This is a genomic window from Halobacillus litoralis (genome assembly GCF_009856445.1).
GTDB classification, from domain to species: Bacteria; Bacillota; Bacilli; order Bacillales; family Halobacillaceae; genus Halobacillus; species Halobacillus litoralis.
The window spans coordinates 235,240-256,593 of the sequence record NZ_WMFA01000002.1 but is presented as its reverse complement, the minus strand read 5'-3'; the positions used below and the strand labels follow the sequence as shown (position 1 = coordinate 256,593).

At 45.4% G+C, this 21,354-nt stretch carries 24 protein-coding genes; 7 read left to right on the top strand and 17 right to left on the bottom strand.

What is annotated here, in order from left to right; genetic code table 11:
• Position 1: 1 nt before the first annotated feature.
• The 4 genes from GLW00_RS06525 to dacB form a co-directional block, all read right to left on the bottom strand.
• Positions 2-1,351 carry an aspartate aminotransferase family protein gene (locus GLW00_RS06525; RefSeq protein ID WP_160912383.1) on the bottom strand — a complete coding sequence of 450 codons (1,350 nt, stop codon included), beginning with the start codon at positions 1,349-1,351 and terminating at the stop codon, positions 2-4.
• A 292-nt stretch (positions 1,352-1,643) separates the two neighbouring features.
• Complete coding sequence (lipP1, locus tag GLW00_RS06520) at positions 1,644-2,591, bottom strand: LipP1 family hormone-sensitive lipase (RefSeq protein WP_160912382.1); 948 nt, start codon at positions 2,589-2,591, stop codon at positions 1,644-1,646.
• Positions 2,588-3,223 (bottom strand): GNAT family N-acetyltransferase, encoded by a 636-nt coding sequence (locus GLW00_RS06515; protein WP_160912380.1) that lies wholly within the window; start codon positions 3,221-3,223, stop codon positions 2,588-2,590. The genes lipP1 and GLW00_RS06515 overlap by 4 nt, the downstream gene beginning before the upstream one ends.
• A gap of 240 nt (positions 3,224-3,463) precedes the next feature.
• Entirely contained in the window at positions 3,464-4,960 is a 1,497-nt protein-coding gene (gene dacB / locus GLW00_RS06510; RefSeq protein ID WP_237417456.1) for a D-alanyl-D-alanine carboxypeptidase/D-alanyl-D-alanine endopeptidase, read from the bottom strand.
• 330 nt (positions 4,961-5,290) lie between these two features.
• On the opposite strand from dacB, the gene GLW00_RS06505 reads away from it, so the two are divergent.
• Together GLW00_RS06505 and GLW00_RS06500 are read left to right on the top strand one after the other, a co-directional pair.
• Entirely contained in the window at positions 5,291-5,902 is a 612-nt protein-coding gene (locus GLW00_RS06505; protein WP_160912378.1) for a hypothetical protein, read from the top strand.
• Positions 5,903-6,859: 957 nt separating this feature from the next.
• A complete protein-coding gene (locus tag GLW00_RS06500) occupies positions 6,860-8,446 on the top strand; it encodes a M4 family metallopeptidase (RefSeq protein WP_160912376.1) in 1,587 nt (528 codons plus the stop codon).
• Positions 8,447-8,550: 104 nt separating this feature from the next.
• Here the strand turns inward: GLW00_RS06500 and GLW00_RS06495 are convergent, their stop codons facing one another.
• From GLW00_RS06495 to GLW00_RS06470, 6 genes are all read right to left on the bottom strand, one after another.
• Entirely contained in the window at positions 8,551-9,063 is a 513-nt protein-coding gene (locus GLW00_RS06495) for a DinB family protein (RefSeq protein ID WP_335808449.1), read from the bottom strand.
• A 153-nt stretch (positions 9,064-9,216) separates the two neighbouring features.
• Positions 9,217-10,062: a DUF2785 domain-containing protein gene (locus tag GLW00_RS06490; protein ID WP_160912374.1), complete on the bottom strand. Its 846-nt coding sequence runs from the start codon at positions 10,060-10,062 to the stop codon at positions 9,217-9,219.
• A gap of 29 nt (positions 10,063-10,091) precedes the next feature.
• Positions 10,092-10,517, bottom strand: coding sequence for a metallothiol transferase FosB (gene fosB / locus GLW00_RS06485; protein WP_160912372.1), 426 nt, complete (start codon positions 10,515-10,517; stop codon positions 10,092-10,094).
• 39 nt (positions 10,518-10,556) lie between these two features.
• The gene (locus GLW00_RS06480; RefSeq protein WP_160912370.1) at positions 10,557-11,423 is read right to left on the bottom strand and encodes a protein kinase family protein; all 867 of its coding nucleotides are present in this window, start codon (positions 11,421-11,423) and stop codon (positions 10,557-10,559) included.
• A gap of 92 nt (positions 11,424-11,515) precedes the next feature.
• Positions 11,516-12,058, bottom strand: coding sequence for a GNAT family N-acetyltransferase (locus GLW00_RS06475; protein WP_237417471.1), 543 nt, complete (start codon positions 12,056-12,058; stop codon positions 11,516-11,518).
• On the bottom strand, positions 12,042-12,425 hold the full coding sequence (locus GLW00_RS06470; RefSeq protein ID WP_160912368.1) for a VOC family protein: 384 nt from the start codon (positions 12,423-12,425) through the stop codon (positions 12,042-12,044). Before GLW00_RS06470 ends, GLW00_RS06475 begins: the two co-directional genes overlap by 17 nt.
• Before the next feature lie 79 nt (positions 12,426-12,504).
• Between GLW00_RS06470 and GLW00_RS06465 the strand changes: the two genes are divergently transcribed.
• From GLW00_RS06465 to GLW00_RS06445, 5 genes are all read left to right on the top strand, one after another.
• Complete coding sequence (locus GLW00_RS06465; protein WP_160912366.1) at positions 12,505-12,684, top strand: hypothetical protein; 180 nt, start codon at positions 12,505-12,507, stop codon at positions 12,682-12,684.
• Between the two features lie 12 nt (positions 12,685-12,696).
• On the top strand, positions 12,697-12,879 hold the full coding sequence (locus tag GLW00_RS06460) for a hypothetical protein (protein WP_160912364.1): 183 nt from the start codon (positions 12,697-12,699) through the stop codon (positions 12,877-12,879).
• Positions 12,880-13,192: 313 nt separating this feature from the next.
• Positions 13,193-14,077: a cidABC operon transcriptional activator CidR gene (gene cidR / locus GLW00_RS06455; protein WP_160912362.1), complete on the top strand. Its 885-nt coding sequence runs from the start codon at positions 13,193-13,195 to the stop codon at positions 14,075-14,077.
• Positions 14,078-14,281: 204 nt separating this feature from the next.
• Positions 14,282-14,836: an acyl-CoA thioesterase gene (locus tag GLW00_RS06450; RefSeq protein ID WP_160912360.1), complete on the top strand. Its 555-nt coding sequence runs from the start codon at positions 14,282-14,284 to the stop codon at positions 14,834-14,836.
• Positions 14,811-15,182 (top strand): hypothetical protein, encoded by a 372-nt coding sequence (locus tag GLW00_RS06445; protein WP_160912358.1) that lies wholly within the window; start codon positions 14,811-14,813, stop codon positions 15,180-15,182. Before GLW00_RS06450 ends, GLW00_RS06445 begins: the two co-directional genes overlap by 26 nt.
• 98 nt (positions 15,183-15,280) lie before the next feature.
• Here the strand turns inward: GLW00_RS06445 and GLW00_RS06440 are convergent, their stop codons facing one another.
• The 7 genes from GLW00_RS06440 to rbsK all read right to left on the bottom strand — a co-directional run bounded on the left by GLW00_RS06440 (position 15,281) and on the right by rbsK (position 21,349).
• Positions 15,281-15,667, bottom strand: coding sequence for a VOC family protein (locus GLW00_RS06440; RefSeq protein WP_160912357.1), 387 nt, complete (start codon positions 15,665-15,667; stop codon positions 15,281-15,283).
• Positions 15,668-15,706: 39 nt separating this feature from the next.
• Positions 15,707-16,525 carry an MBL fold metallo-hydrolase gene (locus tag GLW00_RS06435; RefSeq protein WP_160912355.1) on the bottom strand — a complete coding sequence of 273 codons (819 nt, stop codon included), beginning with the start codon at positions 16,523-16,525 and terminating at the stop codon, positions 15,707-15,709.
• Between the two features lie 147 nt (positions 16,526-16,672).
• Complete coding sequence (gene rbsB / locus GLW00_RS06430) at positions 16,673-17,611, bottom strand: ribose ABC transporter substrate-binding protein RbsB (RefSeq protein ID WP_160912353.1); 939 nt, start codon at positions 17,609-17,611, stop codon at positions 16,673-16,675.
• A gap of 10 nt (positions 17,612-17,621) precedes the next feature.
• Entirely contained in the window at positions 17,622-18,578 is a 957-nt protein-coding gene (gene rbsC / locus GLW00_RS06425; protein ID WP_160912351.1) for a ribose ABC transporter permease RbsC, read from the bottom strand.
• The gene (locus GLW00_RS06420) at positions 18,571-20,061 is read right to left on the bottom strand and encodes a sugar ABC transporter ATP-binding protein (RefSeq protein ID WP_160912349.1); all 1,491 of its coding nucleotides are present in this window, start codon (positions 20,059-20,061) and stop codon (positions 18,571-18,573) included. Before GLW00_RS06420 ends, rbsC begins: the two co-directional genes overlap by 8 nt.
• 14 nt (positions 20,062-20,075) lie before the next feature.
• The gene (rbsD, locus tag GLW00_RS06415; RefSeq protein ID WP_160912347.1) at positions 20,076-20,462 is read right to left on the bottom strand and encodes a D-ribose pyranase; all 387 of its coding nucleotides are present in this window, start codon (positions 20,460-20,462) and stop codon (positions 20,076-20,078) included.
• On the bottom strand, positions 20,459-21,349 hold the full coding sequence (gene rbsK / locus GLW00_RS06410; protein ID WP_160912345.1) for a ribokinase: 891 nt from the start codon (positions 21,347-21,349) through the stop codon (positions 20,459-20,461). The genes rbsD and rbsK overlap by 4 nt, the downstream gene beginning before the upstream one ends.
• Positions 21,350-21,354: the final 5 nt, after the last annotated feature.

The following is a 21,354-nucleotide window of genomic DNA, read 5'->3' as shown; positions in this document are numbered from 1 at the left end:
TTCACTCCGTCACGGCGGCAGCTACGGCTTTGTTGAAGATGGATAATATGGTATCAACCTGCTCCTCGGTCATTACAAGGGGTGGTAGGAAACGGAGCACGGCTCCATAGCGACCTCCACTTTCAAGAATCAACCCGCGGTCAAAACAGGCTTTCTGGATACGGTTCGTCAACTCTGGATCCGCTGGATAACTGCCGGCCAACCCAGGCTTCCCGGAAGGATCGACGATTTCCACTCCAAGCATCAAACCACGGCCGCGCACATCTCCAAGCTGCGGGTAATGCTTCTGCAGTTCTGTCAATGACCTGTGAATTTTCTCGCCCATGGCTTTTGCATGAGTAGAAAGCTGGTGCTCCTTAATATATTTTAGGGTGGCTGTTCCTGCCGCCATCGCCATTTGGTTGCCCCGGAAGGTTCCGATATGAGCACCAGGATCCCATGCATCAAGGTCACGGTCATAAACGACCACCGATAACGGAAGACTGCCGCCTATGGCTTTCGAAAGGACGAAAGCATCCGGCACGATGCCGGCATGTTCGAAGGAGAAGAGTTCTCCCGTCCGGCCGATCCCCGTTTGGACTTCATCGATGATCAAAGGGATTCCCCGCTCTTTGGTGATCCGGCGCATTTCCTGCAGCCACTCGATAGGTGCTGGAATGGAACCTCCCTCTCCTTGTACGGTTTCAAAGATCATCGCCGCCGGAGGAAGAATTCCGCTTTCCGGATCGTCCAGCAATTGTTCAATGTAAGTGGCACTCAGCTCAGCTCCTTCTTTTCCCCCTTTTCCAAATGGACAGCGGTAATCATATGGGTATGGAAGGAAGTGCGTATCCGGCATCAGACCCTGTACACGCTCTTTCGGCCCGAGGTTTCCACTGATGGCCATCGTTCCATGGGTCGCGCCGTGATACCCTCCCTGGAAAGTAAGAATGCTTTGTCTACCTGTCGCGGTTTTGGCAAGTTTCAATGCCGCTTCAATCGCATCCCCTCCCGTCGGTCCACAAAACTGAACCTTCGCACGATCACGGAACCCTTCCGGAAGACTGGAAAACAGCTCATCCACAAACCTTTCTTTCACTTCTGTCGTTAAGTCGAGCGTATGTAATGGCAATTTATCGTGAAGCACTTGTTCCATCGCTTCAATGACGACCGGATGATTATGTCCTAAAGCCAATGTTCCTGCACCGGCCAGGCAGTCGATGTAACGGTTACCCTCCATGTCTGTGATGTAGATCCCCTCTGCTTCCTGAATCGCTAACGGGAACCGTCGCGGGTAGGATCGTGCATTCGACTCTCGTTGATTTTGTTGATTCAATAATTCCTCGTTGGATTTCTTTATATCGACACTCATGTCATTCCACTCCTTTTTGTCTTGCTTCATTGCCTACCGTTATACTATTTGATAATGATTATCAATGTCAACACTAATTGAAAACTATTATCATTCTCAACTATGCTTTTATTTCCTGATTTAGAGCGGTTTTCAGCGATAAAAGACGGAGATTATTTTTCTGATAATTAAGGAAATCGTCATGAATGAAAACAGGCGGTTTTAACTACACGCCCCTCCTTTTCTAGGATTTTCTTCCCCTGTGTAAAATTGGACAAAAAAAGACCACCTCCTGGAATGGAGGTGGAACCCGTTATCTATGGAGCCTTTCTTTTAAAGTCCTTGTTATACTTTCCAGCGCTTCTGCTGAACGGTCGACGACGCCCGCCATATTGATAAAACTGTGCACGAGATCATCAAAATGGTGATGAGTTACGGTGACACCGGATGCGTGGAGTTCCTCCGCATAAGCAAACGCCTCTTCTCTCAGAGGGTCGTACTCTGCGGTGACCATTATTGTTGGCGGTAACCCGGCCATTTTTTTGAGCCTAAGAGGGGAAACAAACACATCCCGCCCCTCTTCCTCCCGATTCAAATAATGCTGGAAGAACCACTTCATTTTTTCATTTGTCAAGTTGTACGTATAATTCGACCTGTAGGATTCCGTGTCAAAGTTATAATCCAATACAGGGGTAATCAGGAATTGATGGGAAATCTCAATGCCGGGTTTATCCATAAAATAGATCGCTGAAGCAGCTGCCAGGTTACCTCCTGAGCTTTCCCCTCCTACAGCCAGTCGATGAGAGTCTGTATTCCAATGACCGGCCTCATTGGAAACCCAAGTGATCGCATCCAAAGCATCGTGAAAAGCCGCTGGATATTTATGTTCAGGTGCTAAACGGTAATCCACTGAAACGATAACGGTTTTCGCATGACACGAAAAATAACGACAGATGTTGTTTGAACTGTCGATATTTCCGAAAACCCAGCCACCCCCGTGAAAATAGACGAGCACAGGAAATGGTCCTTCCCCTTCAGGCGTATAGATTCTTACTGGAATTTCATTTCCTGCTCTTCCCATGAAGGAAGAATCATCCACGTTTACACCGTCGACAGGCAGCTCTTTAAAATATTCTCGAGCCACTTCGTAGTAATCTCTGGACTGTTTCGGAGTTAATTGATCAAGCGGAGGATGTTCAAGCTGGGACATCCTGTTTCCAATGGTTTGGAGTAAACGCAGGACTTGTGGATCTACTTTCATACCAACAGCTCACTTTTGGATGAAGCCATCCTGGTCAACATCTCGATTTCGACACCATTGTCTCGAAGTGAATGTTCAAACGCTTCTTTCGCTCCCACAATTAAGGATGCTTGTTTCCCATGTAGATCTATACGGCCCAGATTTTCTCCCCCAACTTCTTCGAGTATCGGAATCACAATCCTGTTCCGTCGGTCGGGTTCTCCAATGATTCTTTTTGCCTGGTAACGATCAAACAGGAAATAGATCATTGCACGAACAAGTGACAAACCGTCCTCTTTATTCAACAAGTGACGAGGTCCAATTAACAGATGCATACCTAAATCACCACTTTGATCATGGTAATAGTCTATAATTGGATCCTTTTCAATCGCGTAAGCAATCAAATAACAAACAGGCTCCCCGTTGTATGTACCTATGTAACCATCCTTATGTTCAGCTTCTACAGACTTACGCACCCATGAACGGAGCTCTTCCACTGGCAGATTCAGCTTCCAAAACGGGGAAATGTGCTTCTGATGCATCCAGTCATAAAGCAGCTCCACGTCTTTTTCTTCCAAGGTACGAAAAGAAAAAATATCTTCCTTCGCTCCATCTTTCACTTTTAGTTCTGACCTATTTTTTGATTCGTTCATTCCTTACCCTCCCGATATAATTGATAACGATTTTCATTATCATTAATTGATGATTATAAAGGAAGGTGAAATAAAGAGCAACAGATCTTAAGTCCCAGAGTTTTTCAGAGATCTTGAAATAGAAGGGTTTCTTCCTTGCTTCCCTTGCATAGAAAGGATCATAGGCTCAAGTGCACCAAAGTGCGTTCCATTTACCTAAAAAGAAAAGGACTTCCTCAACGTGAGAAAGTCCCTCTCTTGTTAATCTTCAATGTTCTGTTCATATTCCGCGAGCGTTACAGCAATTTCATCTTCAATATCTTTTACAGAACCAAGATAATTGTTCAATACAATCGAAAAAATCAACTCTTCCCCATCAGCTGACGTTACATATCCAGATAGCGATGTTACTCCCGTCAAGGAGCCCGTTTTAGCCCGCACATTATCTTCGGCAGCTGTATCATTCATGCGGTAACGAAGCGTACCGCCAACAAAACGTTCCCCATTACCTGCCACCGGGAGAGAGTTCCAATAATCAGGGAACCATTCTTTATCTTTTACCTGGTACAAAAGGTTGGAAATCTCATTGGCTGGAACCATGTTTACATGGGACATCCCTGACCCGTCGCGAAGCCGCATCGTATCCGCATCAACGCCGTTGCCAGTCAGGAAATCCTCCACGACCTCCAACCCTTTATCCCAACTTCCTTCATCATGGACCCGTTTCCCCATCTCTTTGAGCAATACTTCTGCGTGACCGTTGTTACTGATTTTCATAAACGGGATAAACAACTCTTTAAGAGGGATGGATTCCTTGGATATTACAACTTCTGCAGCCTCCGGCGTTTGACCGTCTACAAACTTTTTGCCTTTCACTTTAATTCCCTCGTTTTCTAAAGCTTTGTGAAAGAGAGATAGCGCGAGACCCGTTGGTTCGGAAACGGCAATCCACGACCTAGAACGGCTTCCATCCACTGGGATTTCTCCTTCTATGACAATTTGATTGGTCTCGTGTTTCCGCTCAATGGAAATGTCTTTCGATTGGTCGGAAGGTACAGTCGTTGCACGATTTACGATTTCGACATAATCGTTCTCAGGCGTCACTTTAATCTCTGCTGGTTCCCCTATCTCATCCGACGGGTAAGCCGCTACAATGACCGTACCCGCATCATAGTCCTCATTTGGGGACACCGTCAGTGCAGATATTTGAGCACCTGTATAGTTGGTTTCATCGTTCCAGGCAATATCTTCAGATAAACGAATATCATCATACCACGTATCATCTGCGACAAGGTCTCCTTTCACTTCCCGGATCCCTTTTTCTTTTAATGACTGGGCCATAGCAACGAAGTCCTTTTCCATCAACGTCGGATCGCCTTTTCCTTTAATATATAAATCCCCATGAAGTTTTTTTCCTTTGACCTCTCCATTAACAAGAATGTCTGTCGTAAATGTATATTCCGGTCCAAGAACTTCCATCGCCGCCGCTCCTGTAAGCAACTTCATGTTCGATGCAGGCTTCAACCGAATGTCCCCATCATGATCGTAGATCACTTCCCCTGTCTCTGCTGAACGAATACTTACTCCAGCGAGAGCGCCATCAAGATCTTCATCCATTAAAATCGTACGGATTTCATTACCAAGATCGTCGTTCTCTGCCTTAACCCCAACGTTCTCATACGCTTGAAAAGGGGTCAAAATCAAAAAAGAAGCCATCATTAGAAAAGCCATTTGTTTCCAACGAAACGGGTTCATCATTATGTATATTCCTCCTTGAAAATTATGGATAATTATAACCTTAACAAAATGACAGAAAATTATAACGATTTGACAGGATATGAATAAAAACAGGCCCATAGTCGCAGTCTTTAGTACTTAAACCTTTTTCACCGTCTTTTTATGACCCACCCTCTCCTTCCTAAAAAAGAGGGAGTCTAAGAAAAAACTTGTTATGTGGGAGGTAGATCCTTGTACAGGGAAAACCCCTATGAATGGAATTAGGCAAATTCACCAATTTACGAGAAAAGATGGGCGAAGAGGCAGGAGTTGAATAGGATGAAGAGATATATTCAAGGGAGGCGAACGTTTATGTACCATGATAATCCTTATGCAACTTATTTCCAACAGCGTCAACAAGGGGCTATGATCTGCTTTCCACAAGGGCAGGGACCGCAGATGCAAGGAGGCATGCAAGGAACGATTACAGGGGAAAACGGTGAAGAAATTAACGTCAACTGTTACCCCTTATATCCTCACTCCGGGGCGCAGAATGGAACAGGAAATCAAGGGAATGGAACTGGAGCCAGTAACGGAGAAAATGGGAGTGAGGGAAATGGTAGCGGTGAAACTGGCGGCATGCAGCAACTGCCTCAGATCCCGTCCCAGGGGCAGAGCGGAAGCGGAAATGGCAGCGGGATGATGCCTGGATTCCCTGTTCCCGGACAAAATGGAAATGGAATGATGCCGGGGTTCCCTATGCCGGGGCAAAACGGGAGTGGAGCAACCCCTGGATTCCCTATACCTGTGCAAAATAACGGTGGCATCGGAAGTGGGATGATATCCGGGTTCCCTCAAGGTGGTGGCAGCCAGGGCGGCATGACAGGCGGTGGAATGATGCCGGGACTTCCAGGTATGGGAGGTCAATCACGCGAATATCCAGCACCTTGGAGCTATCAAAATCCCCATCCTTACTACAGCTAAAAATTTGGTGCCTGCCCGTCAACGACTCCAATGAAAGGCAGGCACGCTACTTTCATGTGGAAGAGTACACCTCCACATGAATTGTAAGCCGTACTATGGAGAAGAAGAAATGAATCCTGTCCTAGAACATAACTGAATCGAAAATTGGATGCCTGAGATGATCATAACAAGAATGAGAAAAAGTCCGGCATTGACTTAAATCTGAATGATGAACTTTTATAATATTGTAAATTCTACATATTTTACTTAACGAACAAAGAATAAGAGAGTAAAATTCGAAGTAGAGTTGGGCTTAATGATGTAAATGATAGAAAGGAAGAGATAACGTGACTACCAAAAATATATACGACCGGTTGAATAATGAAAAAATTGTGGGTATGTACTATAAGGTATTAACGGAAATCTTTAACGGTACTTTATCAGATGTGATGTTCAATGAAATAGACTTATTAGAAGCCATTGCTGCAAAAAGAGGGATATACCTCTCCTATTACAGGGTGAAAGAACATTCATATCGACCTTCCCAGGTACTCTTACTTATAAGATTCCATTAATACCAGGAGCTAAAAACTTATTACAAATTACTCCTTAGAGGTGTGAATGATCTAGCTAGTAAGGGCTCAGAAAAGAACCTTCTCCTCTTCGCCTCTCGTTCCTCAATGATATACATCCTCATCCCCCTACTTTCAAAACTACCGGGCTAACCATTCACCTTTCAATTAAGTTTCAACAATACTTCAGCACCCTCATTCGTCGTATAACACAATTAAATACGACAATGGTTCAAAAACACTCTGTATACATGTTAAAGTGAGCTTTTTCAACTAAAAGTACAAAATTCCCAAGTCTCTTGTTTCAGGTACATTTAAGCACCTATTTCCCCCCCTCTATATCCCAAACACGAATTCAGAATATTATGTTACATTGAATTTGTGTTAAAAATACAGGAGGGATTCGATGAACTGGAAACACACAGTAGCTACATTTGTTTTAGGTACGAGCCTGGTGACTGGCGGCACCATGGCTCACGCAGAGGTTGGAAATAACGGAAACGGCAAAGCGGAAAACCCGGTTTTCATGAAAGAAAACCTGCAGGGAAAAAAGGTCAAGTCTGAAAAGGGAGTCAAAGAGTTCTTCAAATACAACGAGAAACTCTCTCAACTCAACCCAAGCAGTGACTTGGAATTGCTGAAAACTGAAACGGATGATCTTGGAATGACACACTATACATACCAACGATTGGTCGGTCAGGTACCCGTGGCGAATGCCAAAGTTGTCGTTCATACAGATCAGGATGGACAGGTGACGGCTGTAAACGGGGAACTTCATGAAGATGCTCCAAAGAAAATCAAACAGACAAAAGAGGTAAAGAAGAAAGAAGCACTGGATTTAGCCTGGGATGAAATTGATGTGTCTCGTGAAGAAGCGGACCATGTTCAGAAGAGTCTGAAGGGTGAAGACTTTCAAACGTTGACAGAGAACTCAAACCTTGTCGTTCATTATGAAGATGGCACGTACACACTGGCCTATCATGTGGAACTGCAGTTCTCCAAGCCCTACCCTGCCAACTGGCAGATCTATATCAACGCTGAAAATGGAGAGGTTTTGAAATCTATGAACCTTGTTCATGAAGCGACGGGGACAGGCACAGGTGTTTTAGGAGATTCGAAATCTTTGAATACTTATTTCTATAACAATACGTACTATCTTTTTGATACAACAAAACCGATGAACGGCGTCATTGAAACCTTTGATAACTATGGCGGCGAGTATTACAGCCTGCCTGGTTCTTATGTTACAGACTCTGGAAACACCTTTTACAGTGAACGACAAAAGGCTGCAGTTGATGCTCATTATTATGCAGGGGAAGTCTTTGATTATTACTATGATCAGTTCGGACGTGTGAGTTATGATGACCAGGGAGCAGACATCCGTTCAACTGTCCACTATGGCAGCAATTATAACAATGCGGCCTGGACTGGAAACCAGATGATTTACGGGGATGGCGATGGTTCTACTTTCACTTATCTTTCAGGAGCTGATGATATCGTCGCTCATGAATTGACACACGCTGTAACGGATACGACGGCCGAACTGATTTACGAAAACCAATCCGGTGCGTTGAATGAATCCTTCTCTGATGTGTTTGGGTACTTTGTAGATTCAGAGGATTGGTTGATGGGTGAAGATGTTTATACACCAGGACAACCGGGGGATGCCCTGCGCTCCATGTCCAATCCGAATGCTTACAATCAGCCGGATCATATGAATGAATACCAGAACCTTCCGAACACAGAGGCCGGTGACTGGGGCGGCGTGCACATCAACAGTGGGATCCCGAACAAAGCCGCTTATTATACGATCAACAGTTTAGGCATTGCACAATCCGAACAGATTTATTATCGTGCATTGACCGTCTATTTGACACCGGGCAGCACCTTTACAAATGCTAGAGAAGCATTGGAACAATCGGCTCTGGACCTTTATGGTACGTCTGCATCAAACGCAGTATCTCAAGCATGGGATAATGTAGGAGTCTATTAAAAAATTATTGCAGAGATACAATTTAACAAGAGTACTCACAGCAAAAGCGCGTCTAAGGATCTCCTTAGACGCGCTTTTTTTAACTAATCATATCAGATAAACGGTTAACAGTTGGCAATCATCTTCCTTATCACTCTCATCTGTCCTCTATGATTGATCTCATCCTCCAACACGTGAAACCAGATAAAATAGTTGTTCGAAAGATGGTGATCCCACATACGCTCTTCGTATAACCAGTCATCCGCCCGTTGGGATAGCTCATAAATAGTACGTTCTCTCACTTCTTCAAGTTTAGAAAGATAGTATTCAAGGGGGTGCCCCTGAATGTTTTCTCTTCCTTTTTCTCCAAGACTGTAAGCAGCCCCCCATTCCTGCATTTCCTGTTCATTTGGCGCTCTTCCATCGAAAATCTCGATTTGGAACCCTTTCTCTACGGCTGCGATATGTAACAATAGCGCTCCTATAGTATTGCCGTCATGACCTGGTAAAAAATCCAACTGATCCATAGTCAGTCCCTCTACTGCTTGCCGGGTAGTTTTTCTAGCATAGTTCATTTGAGAGACCAACAAACCTATTTGCGGGGAAAATCCCTTCAGCGGTTCTACTTTTACTTCCACCTCAATCACCTCTACATCTTAAAACTAACAGCACTCGATTCTATGTTTTTGAATCATCCTTACATTTGGAATATTCCATTCCGAAGTAACGGGAAACGATCGGTTGATTACTAGCCGTAAGTGGTGGCAGGGGTACCTCACTGATGTCATCACTCATTTCCCAAGCAATACTACCACTTGTTTTTGAAGCTGCATATAATTAGACTGCTGGTTTAATTGGATGTACAGGCTTTTCAAAAAAGCTTTGGCGTTGTTTCGGAAGATTAAATACTGCTCCATAGTGGCTTTGTTTTTATGCTCGTGCCAATCTAAGGATAACTCTTTCAAGTGATCCTCCACGAGGTTGATCTCCAATCCACGGTTCAACATTTCCATGATCGGCGTCAGGATCCGCTCCTCTTCCCCATGAATATAGGCATGTTCATAAATGAAGATCTTCGACCATAAAGCGCGAAATAGCTCTGGATAAACGGCACTGTCCGTTTTTTCGTTTCTGACCAGTTCATCAACGGCATCGGCCACATGGGCCATGCTGTGAGCCCAACCTCTATCGTTGACATATCCCCGATAGTCTTCCTCTAACGAAAGGTAACGAAGAAACGCTTCTTTCACATCGACGATATTCGTTCTGCTCAAAAAATCATCTTCCTTATCACGGTACAAAAGAAGGGCCATCAGTAAAGAAGTGAAAGTTCTGGTGAACACAGTGTCTGTATCCTTTTCTCCAATCCCTTTGAAAAGCAGCTCCCGCAGACACAGATCCATCATTTCTTCCATTAGCTCCTCTTTCAGCTGATTCTTTTCTACAATCAACTGGGCGAAGGTGGAGAAAATCAAATCATCTCGAAGCGCAGCATCCAGCGAGCCGATATGAGCCATCATCGAGGAGATGAGCTCTTGTTCATGAACCTCGGCCCATGGAATTTCTCCCTTTTTCACTTCTGATAAAACCTTTTTCAGTTGCTCCTCATTCATAGGCTCAGCTTTTAAATAGACCATCAAACGTCTCCTTTTTGGACTATGTACTCTCATGAATCATAAAAAGTCATATGAGGTTTAGCCTCTTTATAATAGTCGATCCGTTCTTTCCTCGTCCCTGTATGAAATTCGAATTTATGACCATCGGGATCTGTAAAATAGATGGACCGTTTATCTCTCTGATCACGCTCCCGCCCCGGCAGGATATTCACACTCAGACGGACAAGCTCATCATAGGCGGCATCAAAATCACATTCTTTTATCGTAAAAGCGGTGTGGGTGTAAGAAGCGGACATTTCATTTCTGGGTATATCTTTCTCTTCATTCAATGCCAGCCACATGCCCTGCAAATCAAAATAGGCCGTCGTCTTTCCTCTCACTAATAATTGAGCTCCAAAAACTTTTTCATAGAAAGTGATGGATGTATCTAAGTCAGATACTGAAAACAGTAAGTGATTGAGCCCCTGGATTTTCACAAAAAGCACCCCTTCCTAATTCTTGAGAGCTATGCCCTCTTAACATCGTCTCCTTGCCTCTTCCCAGGCTTCCTTGAATGCTCGAACGCTGCTATACCTTGTTCCTCTATCTTCACCCACTGCTTTTCCAGCCACTTCAAAGAGACCTTCACCAGCTTCCCATTTGGAAAAAGAATGGTCGGTCTCCCCACCCAAAAGTCCGAACGCAATCGCTCCCATGGTGTACTCATTGGTGCGTTCATCGATCACAGCCCCGAGTTCATATTCTTCTTTAGACTTTGATCGATCCGCTCCCCAGAACTCTTCACCTATATCATTGACCGTCGGTGACTTCCGATAGAAATCGATATCACATAGGGTCGTGACATCGTTATTAAAATCATAGAGAATGCTGCCATCATAAAAATCAATGGCCACGAATCCCTGTTCCTCGACAAAAGCATGAAAAGAAAAAATCGTATCCAGCGCCTGTAATCGCGAGGGCACACTCAGCTTCCTGAATCGATAATAAGGAGACGTAGGGTCTGTATATTTCGCTGGCCCGCCATGCGACCAATGCGAATGAAGACATTCTCCCTCCGCCCAGTTGAACACAGCAGCATACCCTTCCTTTAAGGCAAAATGATGTTTAAGCCTGATCACGGAAGGGTGTTTCAATTGCTGATAAACAGACATGGCTGTTCGAAGCCGCTCCACCGCTTCTTTCGGCTCTCCGGAAAAATCCATCGGCTTCGCTCCTGCATATTTAACGAAAAACTTTCCATCTTCCCTTTCCACCCCAAAGCTGATGTTTCCCGAATCCTGTTCATCAAAGACGCAGAACACATGTCCCATCTCTTCCAACCAACTGAAATCATGGTCCTCCTGCACAGAAAAGGACACCTCACCCATCTTTTTTGTTTTCATAATTTCCTCCCTGTTAGAGGGATTTCACGTAGTTTATAGGGGTTATGATACGCTCACCCTTGAAATGTCCCCAAAATTACCTCTGTTACTTGTCATAAAACAACGCCTCCTTTAAAGTCCTTGAATGAAGCGGTATAGATCCACACGTCTTTTCCATCCAGAACGACGCATTTCTCTTTCCCCATACCCACTTTTTCAGCCACACGTTGAGAAGCTGTATTTCCGCACTGGATCAATGAAACCAAGCGGCCCCGCTCTCTCTTTCCATGTTTCAAAAGAGCAGCAGCCGCTTCTGTTGCATATCCACGACCCCAATACTCCCGCCCTATCCAGTAACCCACTTCAAGTTCCTCTTTTCCCTCAATGAACTTGGGAACAAGTCCCGCATGTCCAACCTTCATCCCATCCGATTTGCGGACGAGTACGTGCAGTCCATACCCATCAAAAACGTTATATGTACGATAGATCCACTGCAGAAAATCCGTGGCGCCTTTTACACCTTTCACTCTTCCGTCCCCAATAAAGCGCACAGTTTCCGGATCTGTTAACATGGAGAACAAAAAAGGAAAATCAGCATCCTCATACTTTCGGAAGGTTAACCGTTCCGTCTTCATCCCTTCAACGAATAGATTCATAGATTTCAAGAAGGTTCCCGTCCGGATCCCTGAAGTGCGCCACTTTGATTCCCCAGTCCTTCTGCTCCACAGGTTCAGTTATGAACGTCACTTTTCTTTTCCATTCTTCATACATATCTTCTACGTCATCTACTTTAAAGATGAGGGCAGCTCTATCCTCTCTGCTTCCGCTTTTTGCATACACATCCCCCAGTGCTTCCACCATCTGCTTCCGTTCAAAGACACCGAGCGTCACCCCTTGGAATCTAAAATCAGCATAGTTGGAGTTTTCATCCCCCCATGTCACCTCGAACCCGAGTGTATCGCGGTAGAAATGAAAACAAGTCACATAGTCATCGACAAGTAATCGTACATGTGTCAAATCCATATCCATCATCCTTTCTTCATGTTTTTGATTTGATGAAAAAGGTAATAACAGGAAGTAAACCATTTATGGAGCTGATCAAATGACCCGGAGCCAACAAATTTTTCTTGGACTAGCCCTTGGATTCGCCCTCTTTCTAGGATTCCAGCTGGGATTAGCCGTTTCTGATCAATGGATCGTCATCATTCTCATTGCTCTGGGATGTGGATTCATTACCCGCTTCGTGCTGCAGTGGTTTTTCAAAAGGAAAAATCATGGGTAAGGAGGTATTTTTATGTGGCGGAGAGTGCAATGGGGACTCATCACAGCTTTCGGATACATAGTCGTTTCAACGATTCTCGGCTTTATTGTTTTTGGTGAACCCAACCTATCCCTCATTTTGGGGCTTGCTACAGGCGGATTTATTTCCGGAATCACTTACTTATACCCTCCTCCAAAAAAATGGCGGAAAAAGTGAACCGCTTTTTTGCATGGGAAGAATTCAGAATAGTCCCTAATTATAATTTCATAGTATATGATTTCCATATAAACGTCCATGGGTCACTTATGGACTGCCCCGTCAAACCGTGCGTGTAATCCTACCCCAAAAGTGGAGACTGAGTACTGGAGTCAGGTTATTTTCTCTACACCCCCTACCTTTTATTTCCCTGGAAATCTTTTCTCCTCCACTGATACCCTGAATACCTCCAATGAAGATTCCCATTGATAAGATGCATTCCTCTCTTTATGATGAAACTTAACCCATAAGATTCAAAAAGGAGTACAAAACCATGGACATCCGTCATTTGCAATACTTCATCGAAGTCGCGCGTTTCCAAAGTTTTACTAAAGCAGCTGAACATTTATTCATCTCACAACCAACCATCAGCAAAATGATTAAGAACCTGGAAGAAGACCTTGGTGTGGAATTATTCGAACGTACACGAAAAAAAGTCATCCTCACTGATGCCGGGCGGCTGATTCTCATGCAGGCGAAAACCATTGATAAGGCATTCGAGAACCTTAACACCCAGCTCAATGATCTGCTCGGGCTAAAAAAGGGGCACATTCGAGTAGGACTGCCCCCGATCATGGACGCCGAGCAGATCATCAACATTATCGGAGGCTTTCATGCGAAACACCCACACATTACTTATCAGCTCGTAGAAGATGGCGCGAAAAGAATTGAGGAGAATATCCTTCAGGAGGAACTGGATGTCGGTATTACCGTATTGCCGACGCAGGAAGACAAATTTGACCATTTCTTCCTTTTAAGTGAGGAGCTCGAAGTCATTCTCCCTCCTGCCCACCCGTTAGCCGGGCGAAAACAGATCCGGCTGGAAGAGCTCAAAGACGATTCCTTTATCCTGTTCAGTAAAGACTTCGTGTTAAACGACCGGATCACCTCCTCGTGCAAAGAAGCAGGCTTTATACCGAAGGTCATCTCCGAGAGCTCTCAGTGGGACTTTATCGGCAAGATGATCGCTTCCAATCTCGGGATTTCCATCCTTCCCAAAAGTGTGGCCCGTCTGCTTACACAGGATGTAAAGCGATTAAAGGTCATCCAGCCTACAATCGCCTGGGAGCTCGCCATCATTTGGCCGAAGTCTCAATACATATCCTACGCTACGAAAGAATGGCTTGCTTATACACAAGATCGATTGAGTATGGAATAAAGACGGACCAGCTTCCTCCTGAGGCTGGTCTTTTGCATGCGTCAAATCAATACTTGAAAACACTTCCATTGATAAAAGCTATGCTACCCATGACGATTCGCTATTTCACTTATGAAGACAACGCTCGTACACTGAAATTATCACCAACTCAAAGACATGCCCTGATGTTAAGAGAAGAAATAAATCGAAACGGGAGGCAGACTCATGGAAGCAAAACGCACAAAAGAAAGTTTAGTCATCAATACAGATCAAGTAATGATCAACGATTTAAACAATTACAACACCCTATTCGGCGGTGTCCTCATGAAAAAACTGGACAATAACGCTACCTTATCCGCGAGGCGCCATGCCCGTGTGAAAGAATGCGTGACCGCTTCGACCGATTCTATTGATTTCCTCCATCCCATTCATCAGACCGATTCGGTGTGTGTGGAATCATTCGTCTCCTATACCGGAAACAAGTCGATGGAGATCTTCTGCAAAGTCATCGCTGAAGATATGATCACCGGTCACCGCCGCATGGCCGCGACCGCCTTTTTAACCTTTGTCGCTCTCGATGAAAACAAAAAAGCCGTCAAAGTTCCGAGGATAATCCCAGAAACGGATGAAGAGAAATTCCTCTACCAATCCGGGGAAGAACGTGCCAAAACCAGACGAATCCGCCGGGAACACAGTGCTCAGCTCACGGATATTATCGGACTTGAAAAACCATGGGAAAAAGGAGCGGATGAACATGTTGAAGTTAGCCAGTTTGGATGAATTGTACGAAGCAAAAAAAGGGTTGGAAGAAGTCAGCCGCCACTATCCGGATGTCTATGAAACGTTGACTCATGTGGTCAGCTTCACACGACAGCTTCAAATCAAATATGGGTATATGGGAGCGATGTTAATGGAGGAAGACTTGAACACGACGTATCCATCCTTCATTAAAGGATCGATCCTGTCGGTTTATAAAAAAGAAGTGGACAAACTGAAAAAGCATGAAGATTTCCATGTCGTCAAAGACATATTGAATCAACACAGAAAAGTAGGAGATGCGAAACTCTTCCTCTTAATCTTGGGAGCTAAGCCAGAGCTTTTGAAAGGTTCCATGTTCATTAAATAACGGACAAGTCAACAACCTCCTCGCTCTTTTCAACGGAAAGGGGCGAGGCCTTTATTGTAATCGAAAAAACTCTCCGGATTTCATCCGGAGGCTCTTTCTTATGTAGGGTTGGAGGCGCTGGACGAATGAACTTCGCCTAATTCTATACGGTTTCCATCTGGGTCCAGAAGAACCGCAATCGTCCCCCATTCAAACACACACGCTTCTTCTAAAAAGTAAAGGCCACGACTCTTCAGGAGATGGACTTCTCTACTGAGATCTTCCACATCAAAACGAAGAACGGATGGGTTCTGGTTCCTCTTTTTCTCTTCACACTGAGCCACCCCGCCTTTTTCGACCATCAAATAGCCTCCAGAGGGAAGATCGAAACAAACTAGCTTCTCTTTCCTCTTTCTTACAGGCAATCGCAAAAGATTGCCATAGAAGCTTACACACTGATCATAACGTTCAACAAACAAAATCAAACCGAATTCATCGATGTTCATCCCCATTCCCCTTTCTATATTTCCTCTATAAAAGCCCATTCATGTTGTAAACAACGTTCCCTTTAGTGCACGAATGTAGCGTTCAGCTGAATCCCGAACAACCTCATCCGCCCTTGATTTAACAACGTGATGAAAAGCATTATAAATACGGTTGAAAGCAAGTCCATTTACTTTCTCCACAATTTCCGCGACTTTAAATGCCGGGAGAGGAATCAAGTTTGGATAACTGTACATGAAGCTCACCCATCGATGATCGGCCACAACCTGGATGATATCCCCTGTCATCAGAAGGCCCTCCGTCCCTTTTTCTATGTGTAGAACCGCTCCCCCTTTGAAATGTCCCCCCAGGCGATGAAGAGAAAGGTTTTCTGAGAGTTTCATAGATTCCCCTTCCCAAAGATGGAGCCTTGAACTCTTTTCCATCACCCATTCCTTATCATCCTGATGAAGATACACGGGGGCATCAAAGGCTTCCGCCCAATCGGTCATCCGCGAATAATAATGTGGGTGAGAAATAGCAATCGCATCGATGCCGCCCAGACCGCGAATGACATCCACCGTCTCCTGATCAAGGTAAGTGATGCAGTCCCAGAGAATATTCAGCCCATCTTTTTGAATAAGGTAGGCCGTTTGGCCGATCCCTAGTTTTGGAGTTGTGGTTATGCTGTACACGCCTTCTTCCTCTTCGTGAATGATGTTTCTATAAACGCTGGACTGAACCAGCTCTTTATGTGTCGTCCATGTCTGTCCCTCCGGGTTTACATACTGCCTTTCTTCACTGCATATTTCACAACGATCTGGTCCCTCTTCCCTTTCTGAATACTGAACGCCACAGGTCTGGCAAATATACTTCTCCATGAATCTTCCTCCTTGAATTGTTCCGCTTTTGTTCTATCTTTAGCTTAGCTGGAAAATGAGAAAGAGAGCACCTGCCATGGATGGAAGAATTTCTACAACTTTCGGAGTATAAAAAAAGAGACTCATCACGAGTCTCTTTTTTTATCTTTATTCCTCTGTTTCCAAATCCGACTCCTGCGTGACGAGCTTCAAAGGAACGGGAATCGTCTCTTCCACTTCCTCCCCTTGCAGCACATCGGCACCGGCCTGTACGGCAAGCTTCCCGATTTCCTCCGGCTGCTGAGCAACGGTAGCGGACAGATTTCCATTCTGAATACTAGTCATCGCATCATCGTTCCCATCAAAACCGACGACAAGCACATCCCGTCCCGAACTCTGGATGGCCTGGTAGGCACCTAGAGCCATTTCATCGTTATGAGCAAAAACAGCTTTGATGTCCGGATTTCCCTGGATGATGTTTTCCATCGTATTCAATCCTTCTGTCCTGTCAAAGTTCGCCGTTTGTTTAGCCACGACATCCAGTTTTTCATCCGCAATGTTGTGGAAACCAGCTCCGCGTTCACGTGTAGCGGACGCACCTGGGACACCTTCGAGTTCAGCGACTTTGGCACCTTCCCCAAGCTGTTCAACCAAATATTCTCCTGCCATTTCGCCGCCTTTTTCGTTATCCGAGCTGACCAATGTTGCGACTTCCCCTTTTTCCGCAGAACGGTCAAGCGTCACGACCGGAATTCCCAAGCTGTTAGCTGACTGGACAGCGGTTGAGATGGCGGAAGAATCGGTAGGGTTGATCAGTAATACATCCACACCTTGCTGGATCAAATCCTCCACGTCATTGATTTGTTTTGCGGCATCATTCTGCGCATCTACCACAACAACTTCCATTCCTTGAGCTGCCGCCTCATTTTCCACCCCTTCTTTCATAGAAACGAAGAATGGATTATTCAATGTAGACACAGACAAACCAACTTTTATATCATCTGGATTTTTATCCCCTTTGGGTTTGGCCCATTCCGGTGGCTGGAGCGAGCAGGCACCAAGGAATACCAAGGATAAACTCATCAATAATACGACTAGCTTCTTCATGTTACCCCTCCTATGCTGCTTTCTTTCGATCGATTAGTACGGCGATGATGATGACGACACCTTTGACCACCATTTGGAAAAAGGACGACACGCCGAGAAGGTTCAAACCGTTATTCAACGTTCCGATAATCAGGGCACCAATCAATGTCCCGATAATCAAACCACGTCCACCGGAAAGGCTTGTCCCGCCAAGGACAACAGCAGCAATCGCATCAAGTTCATACGAGGTACCTGCTGTCGGCTGGGCCGAGTTCAAGCGTGATGTAAGAATGGCTCCGGCAAGCGCTGAAAGCAGACCGGCTAGGGAATAAACCATTACTTTGATTCTTGAGACTTTGATACCCGAAATAAGTGCAGCTTTCTCGTTGCCCCCGATTGCATACGTTTTACGGCCGAATGGGGTTTTATGAAGAATCACCCACAGGACAGCGAAAGCAAGCAGCATCGTAATCGCTGGTACCGGAATACCCAGGAAGTATCCTCTTCCGAACAGTTGGAAAGCATAGCTGTCACCAAGACCGGTGATCGGGTTACCATCAGTATAAACAAGCGTCAGTCCACGAAACATCGTCATCGTTGCTAGTGTCGCGATGAACGGAGCCATCTTCCCTTTGGTAATAAGCAGACCGTTGACCGCTCCCATCAAAGCACCAAGCAGACATCCAATCAATATCGCTAAAATCGGATCCACACCTGAGACCATCATTCCCGCCATTAAAGCACTGGATAAGGCGAGAATCGATCCGACAGATAAATCGATGCCCCCGGTTAAGATGACGAACGTCATTCCATAGGCAATCAGAGCATTGATCGCGACTTGTCTTAATAGATTCAATAAGTTCAAGGGTTCAAGAAAACTGGGGTTAATAATGGAAACTGTCGCCATCAATACAAGTAAACCGACGAATGGTCCTAACTTCTGCATCACGTTTCCGATGTGATTCGTTTTTTTGACTGCATTAATCATTGACATTACCTCCTGTTGCCAGTGTCATAATTTTTTCCTGATCGGCTTCTTCTTTGGAAAGTTCTCCAGCAATGGTTCCTTCATGGACGACGAGCAACCGGTCACTCATGCCTAACACTTCCGGAAGTTCAGAAGAAACCATGATGATCGCTACGCCTCTGTCTGTAAGCTCATTCATCAACTGATAAATCTCCCGTTTCGCCCCAACATCGACACCGCGGGTCGGCTCATCCAAAATGAGGACCTTTGGACCGATTCCGATCCATTTGGCAATGACCACCTTCTGCTGGTTTCCACCGGACAAGTTCTTCGCTTCTGTTTTGGCTGATTCGGTTTTGATCGTCAGCCTTTTGATGAGCATATCGACAAATTCGCGTTCGCGTTTTTCTCCGATGAGACCTTTGTCTGTGAAACTGTACAAACTCGGAAGGGCGATGTTGTCCTGAATCGGGAAATCAAGAACAAGTCCTTCTTCTTTTCGATCTTCCGTAATGAAACCAAGACCTAGCTTGACCGCCTGGCTCGGGCTTTTCACTGTCACTTTTTCTCCATTGATGAAAATGTCACCTTCATACTTGCCATCCAAACCAAAAATGGTGCGCATGATTTCTGTACGGCCTGCGCCCATTAGTCCTGCGACGCCAACGATTTCACCCGATCTTGCCCGGAAACTCACATCCTCGAAGAGTCCTTTTCTGGTCAGACTTTTCACTTCCAGCATCGTTTCTCCGGGTTTTGCCTCTCTGGCAGGAAAACGATCGGTCAGTTCACGGCCGACCATCTTCCGGACGACATCATCAAAATTGGTTTCAGGGATCGGTGTGGTATCCACCGTCTGCCCATCACGCATGACCGTAATCGTATCGCAGATCGTAAAGATCTCCTCCATCCGGTGAGAGATATAAACGATGGATACACCGGATTCTTTCAATGACCGGATGACATCAAAAAGTTTCTCTATTTCCCTGTCTGTCAAAGCGGCTGTCGGCTCGTCCATGATGATGACTTTCGCATCGGTCATGAGCGCTTTCGCAATCTCGATCATCTGCTGTTCCCCCACCGAACACTGCCCCGCTTCTTTCTGGAGTGGAATCGAAATGGAAAGCTTCTCAAACTGCTCATTCGCAACCGCTTTCATTTTATTGGTATGGATGAGTCCGAAATGTGTAACCGGTTCCTTATTGATGAATAAATTTTCAAGCACCGTCATGTCCGGCCATACATTCAACTCCTGGTGGATGAAAGCCACCCCGAATTCTTCCGCTTCCTTTGGGTTGGCAAACGTTTTTTCCTTTCCATCGATTTCAATCGTTCCCTGGTCCTTTTTATGAAGACCTGTCAGGATATTCATAAGCGTGGATTTCCCGGCACCGTTCTCTCCCATCAGCGCGTGAACTTCTCCATCTTTAATATGAATATCAACGCCCTCAAGGACTTTGTTTTTTCCGAAAGCTTTATGAATCTCGTTCATACGGATTTCCATAATTGCTCACCTCTTTAAAAAGTTACTCCAGCGTGAAGGATGCAGTTCGCATATGGGCTGACTTCCCCTGTCCGCACCACCGCTTTCGCCTGTTTCAACTGACCTTTCAGTGCTTCATGAGTGAGAGCGTCCATTTCCCCAAACCATTCTCTCATCTCGTTCTGAATAGAAGGGTTCTGCTCCATTTCCTCTGCGACAGTCACACGTTCGACAACCATTTCTTCTTTCAATACCTCTACGATGTCAAGGAATGAAGGAACGCCCTCCTTTAAGGAGAGGTCAATCTTCTTTACTCCTTCCGGCACGGGAAGTCCCGCATCAGCAACAACGATGGTATCGGTGTGACCAAGATCGGCCAAAACTTTGGATAGATGACTGTTTAACATACCGTGTCTTTTCATTCCCCGAGTCCCCTTTCCACTTCTTCCCGCGATGGCATACCGCCTTGCGCTCCGAACCCTGTAACGGATAAGGAAGCCGCTCGATTCGCGAAGCGCAGACTTTCTTTCACATCCATCCCTTCGGCAATCGCTGTTCCAAAAGCCGCATTGAAGGTATCACCCGCACCCGTGGTGTCGATCGGTTTCACAGGAAAAGAAGGCACGAGCATCTCTTCTTCTCCATCAAAATAACGGACACCTGCGGCTCCTTCTGTAATGAACAGTTTGTTCGGATGCTTCCTTAATGCCGATGCAAGTTCCTCTTTCTTAAAAAGAAGAGCCGCTTCATGCTCATTCGGCGTAAGATAGCTCACTTGTTCCACCACCACATCCGGGATTTCCCTCGCTGGAGCCGGATTCAATAACAAAGGTACACCAAGTGCGTGACATAGTTGTGCCGCCTCAATCACGGTTTCTTCAGGAACCTCCTGCTGAATCATGACAAGGTCACACGTTGCAATAAAGTCCCTCTTCTCCTTCACATACTCAGGAGTGACGTGATCGTTAGCTCCTTTGACGACAACTATGCTGTTATCCCCTTCCGCTAAAATGATATGAGCCGTTCCACTCTTTTCTTGTGTAACCGGTTCCACATAGTCGGTGTGGACACCATTAGATGCAAAATTATTTAAGATTTCCGTCCCGTAAGCATCCTCTCCCACACATCCGATCATGTAGACTTCTGCTCCAAGGCGGGCGGCGGCCACGGCCTGGTTCGCTCCTTTACCTCCGGAGACCGTTTTAAAAGATTCACCGAGGACCGTTTCCCCTGCCCCAGGCCGTCGTTTGGATGTCACGACTAAATCCATGGAAGAGCTGCCGATCACAGCTATTTTAGGTTTTCTCATTGATC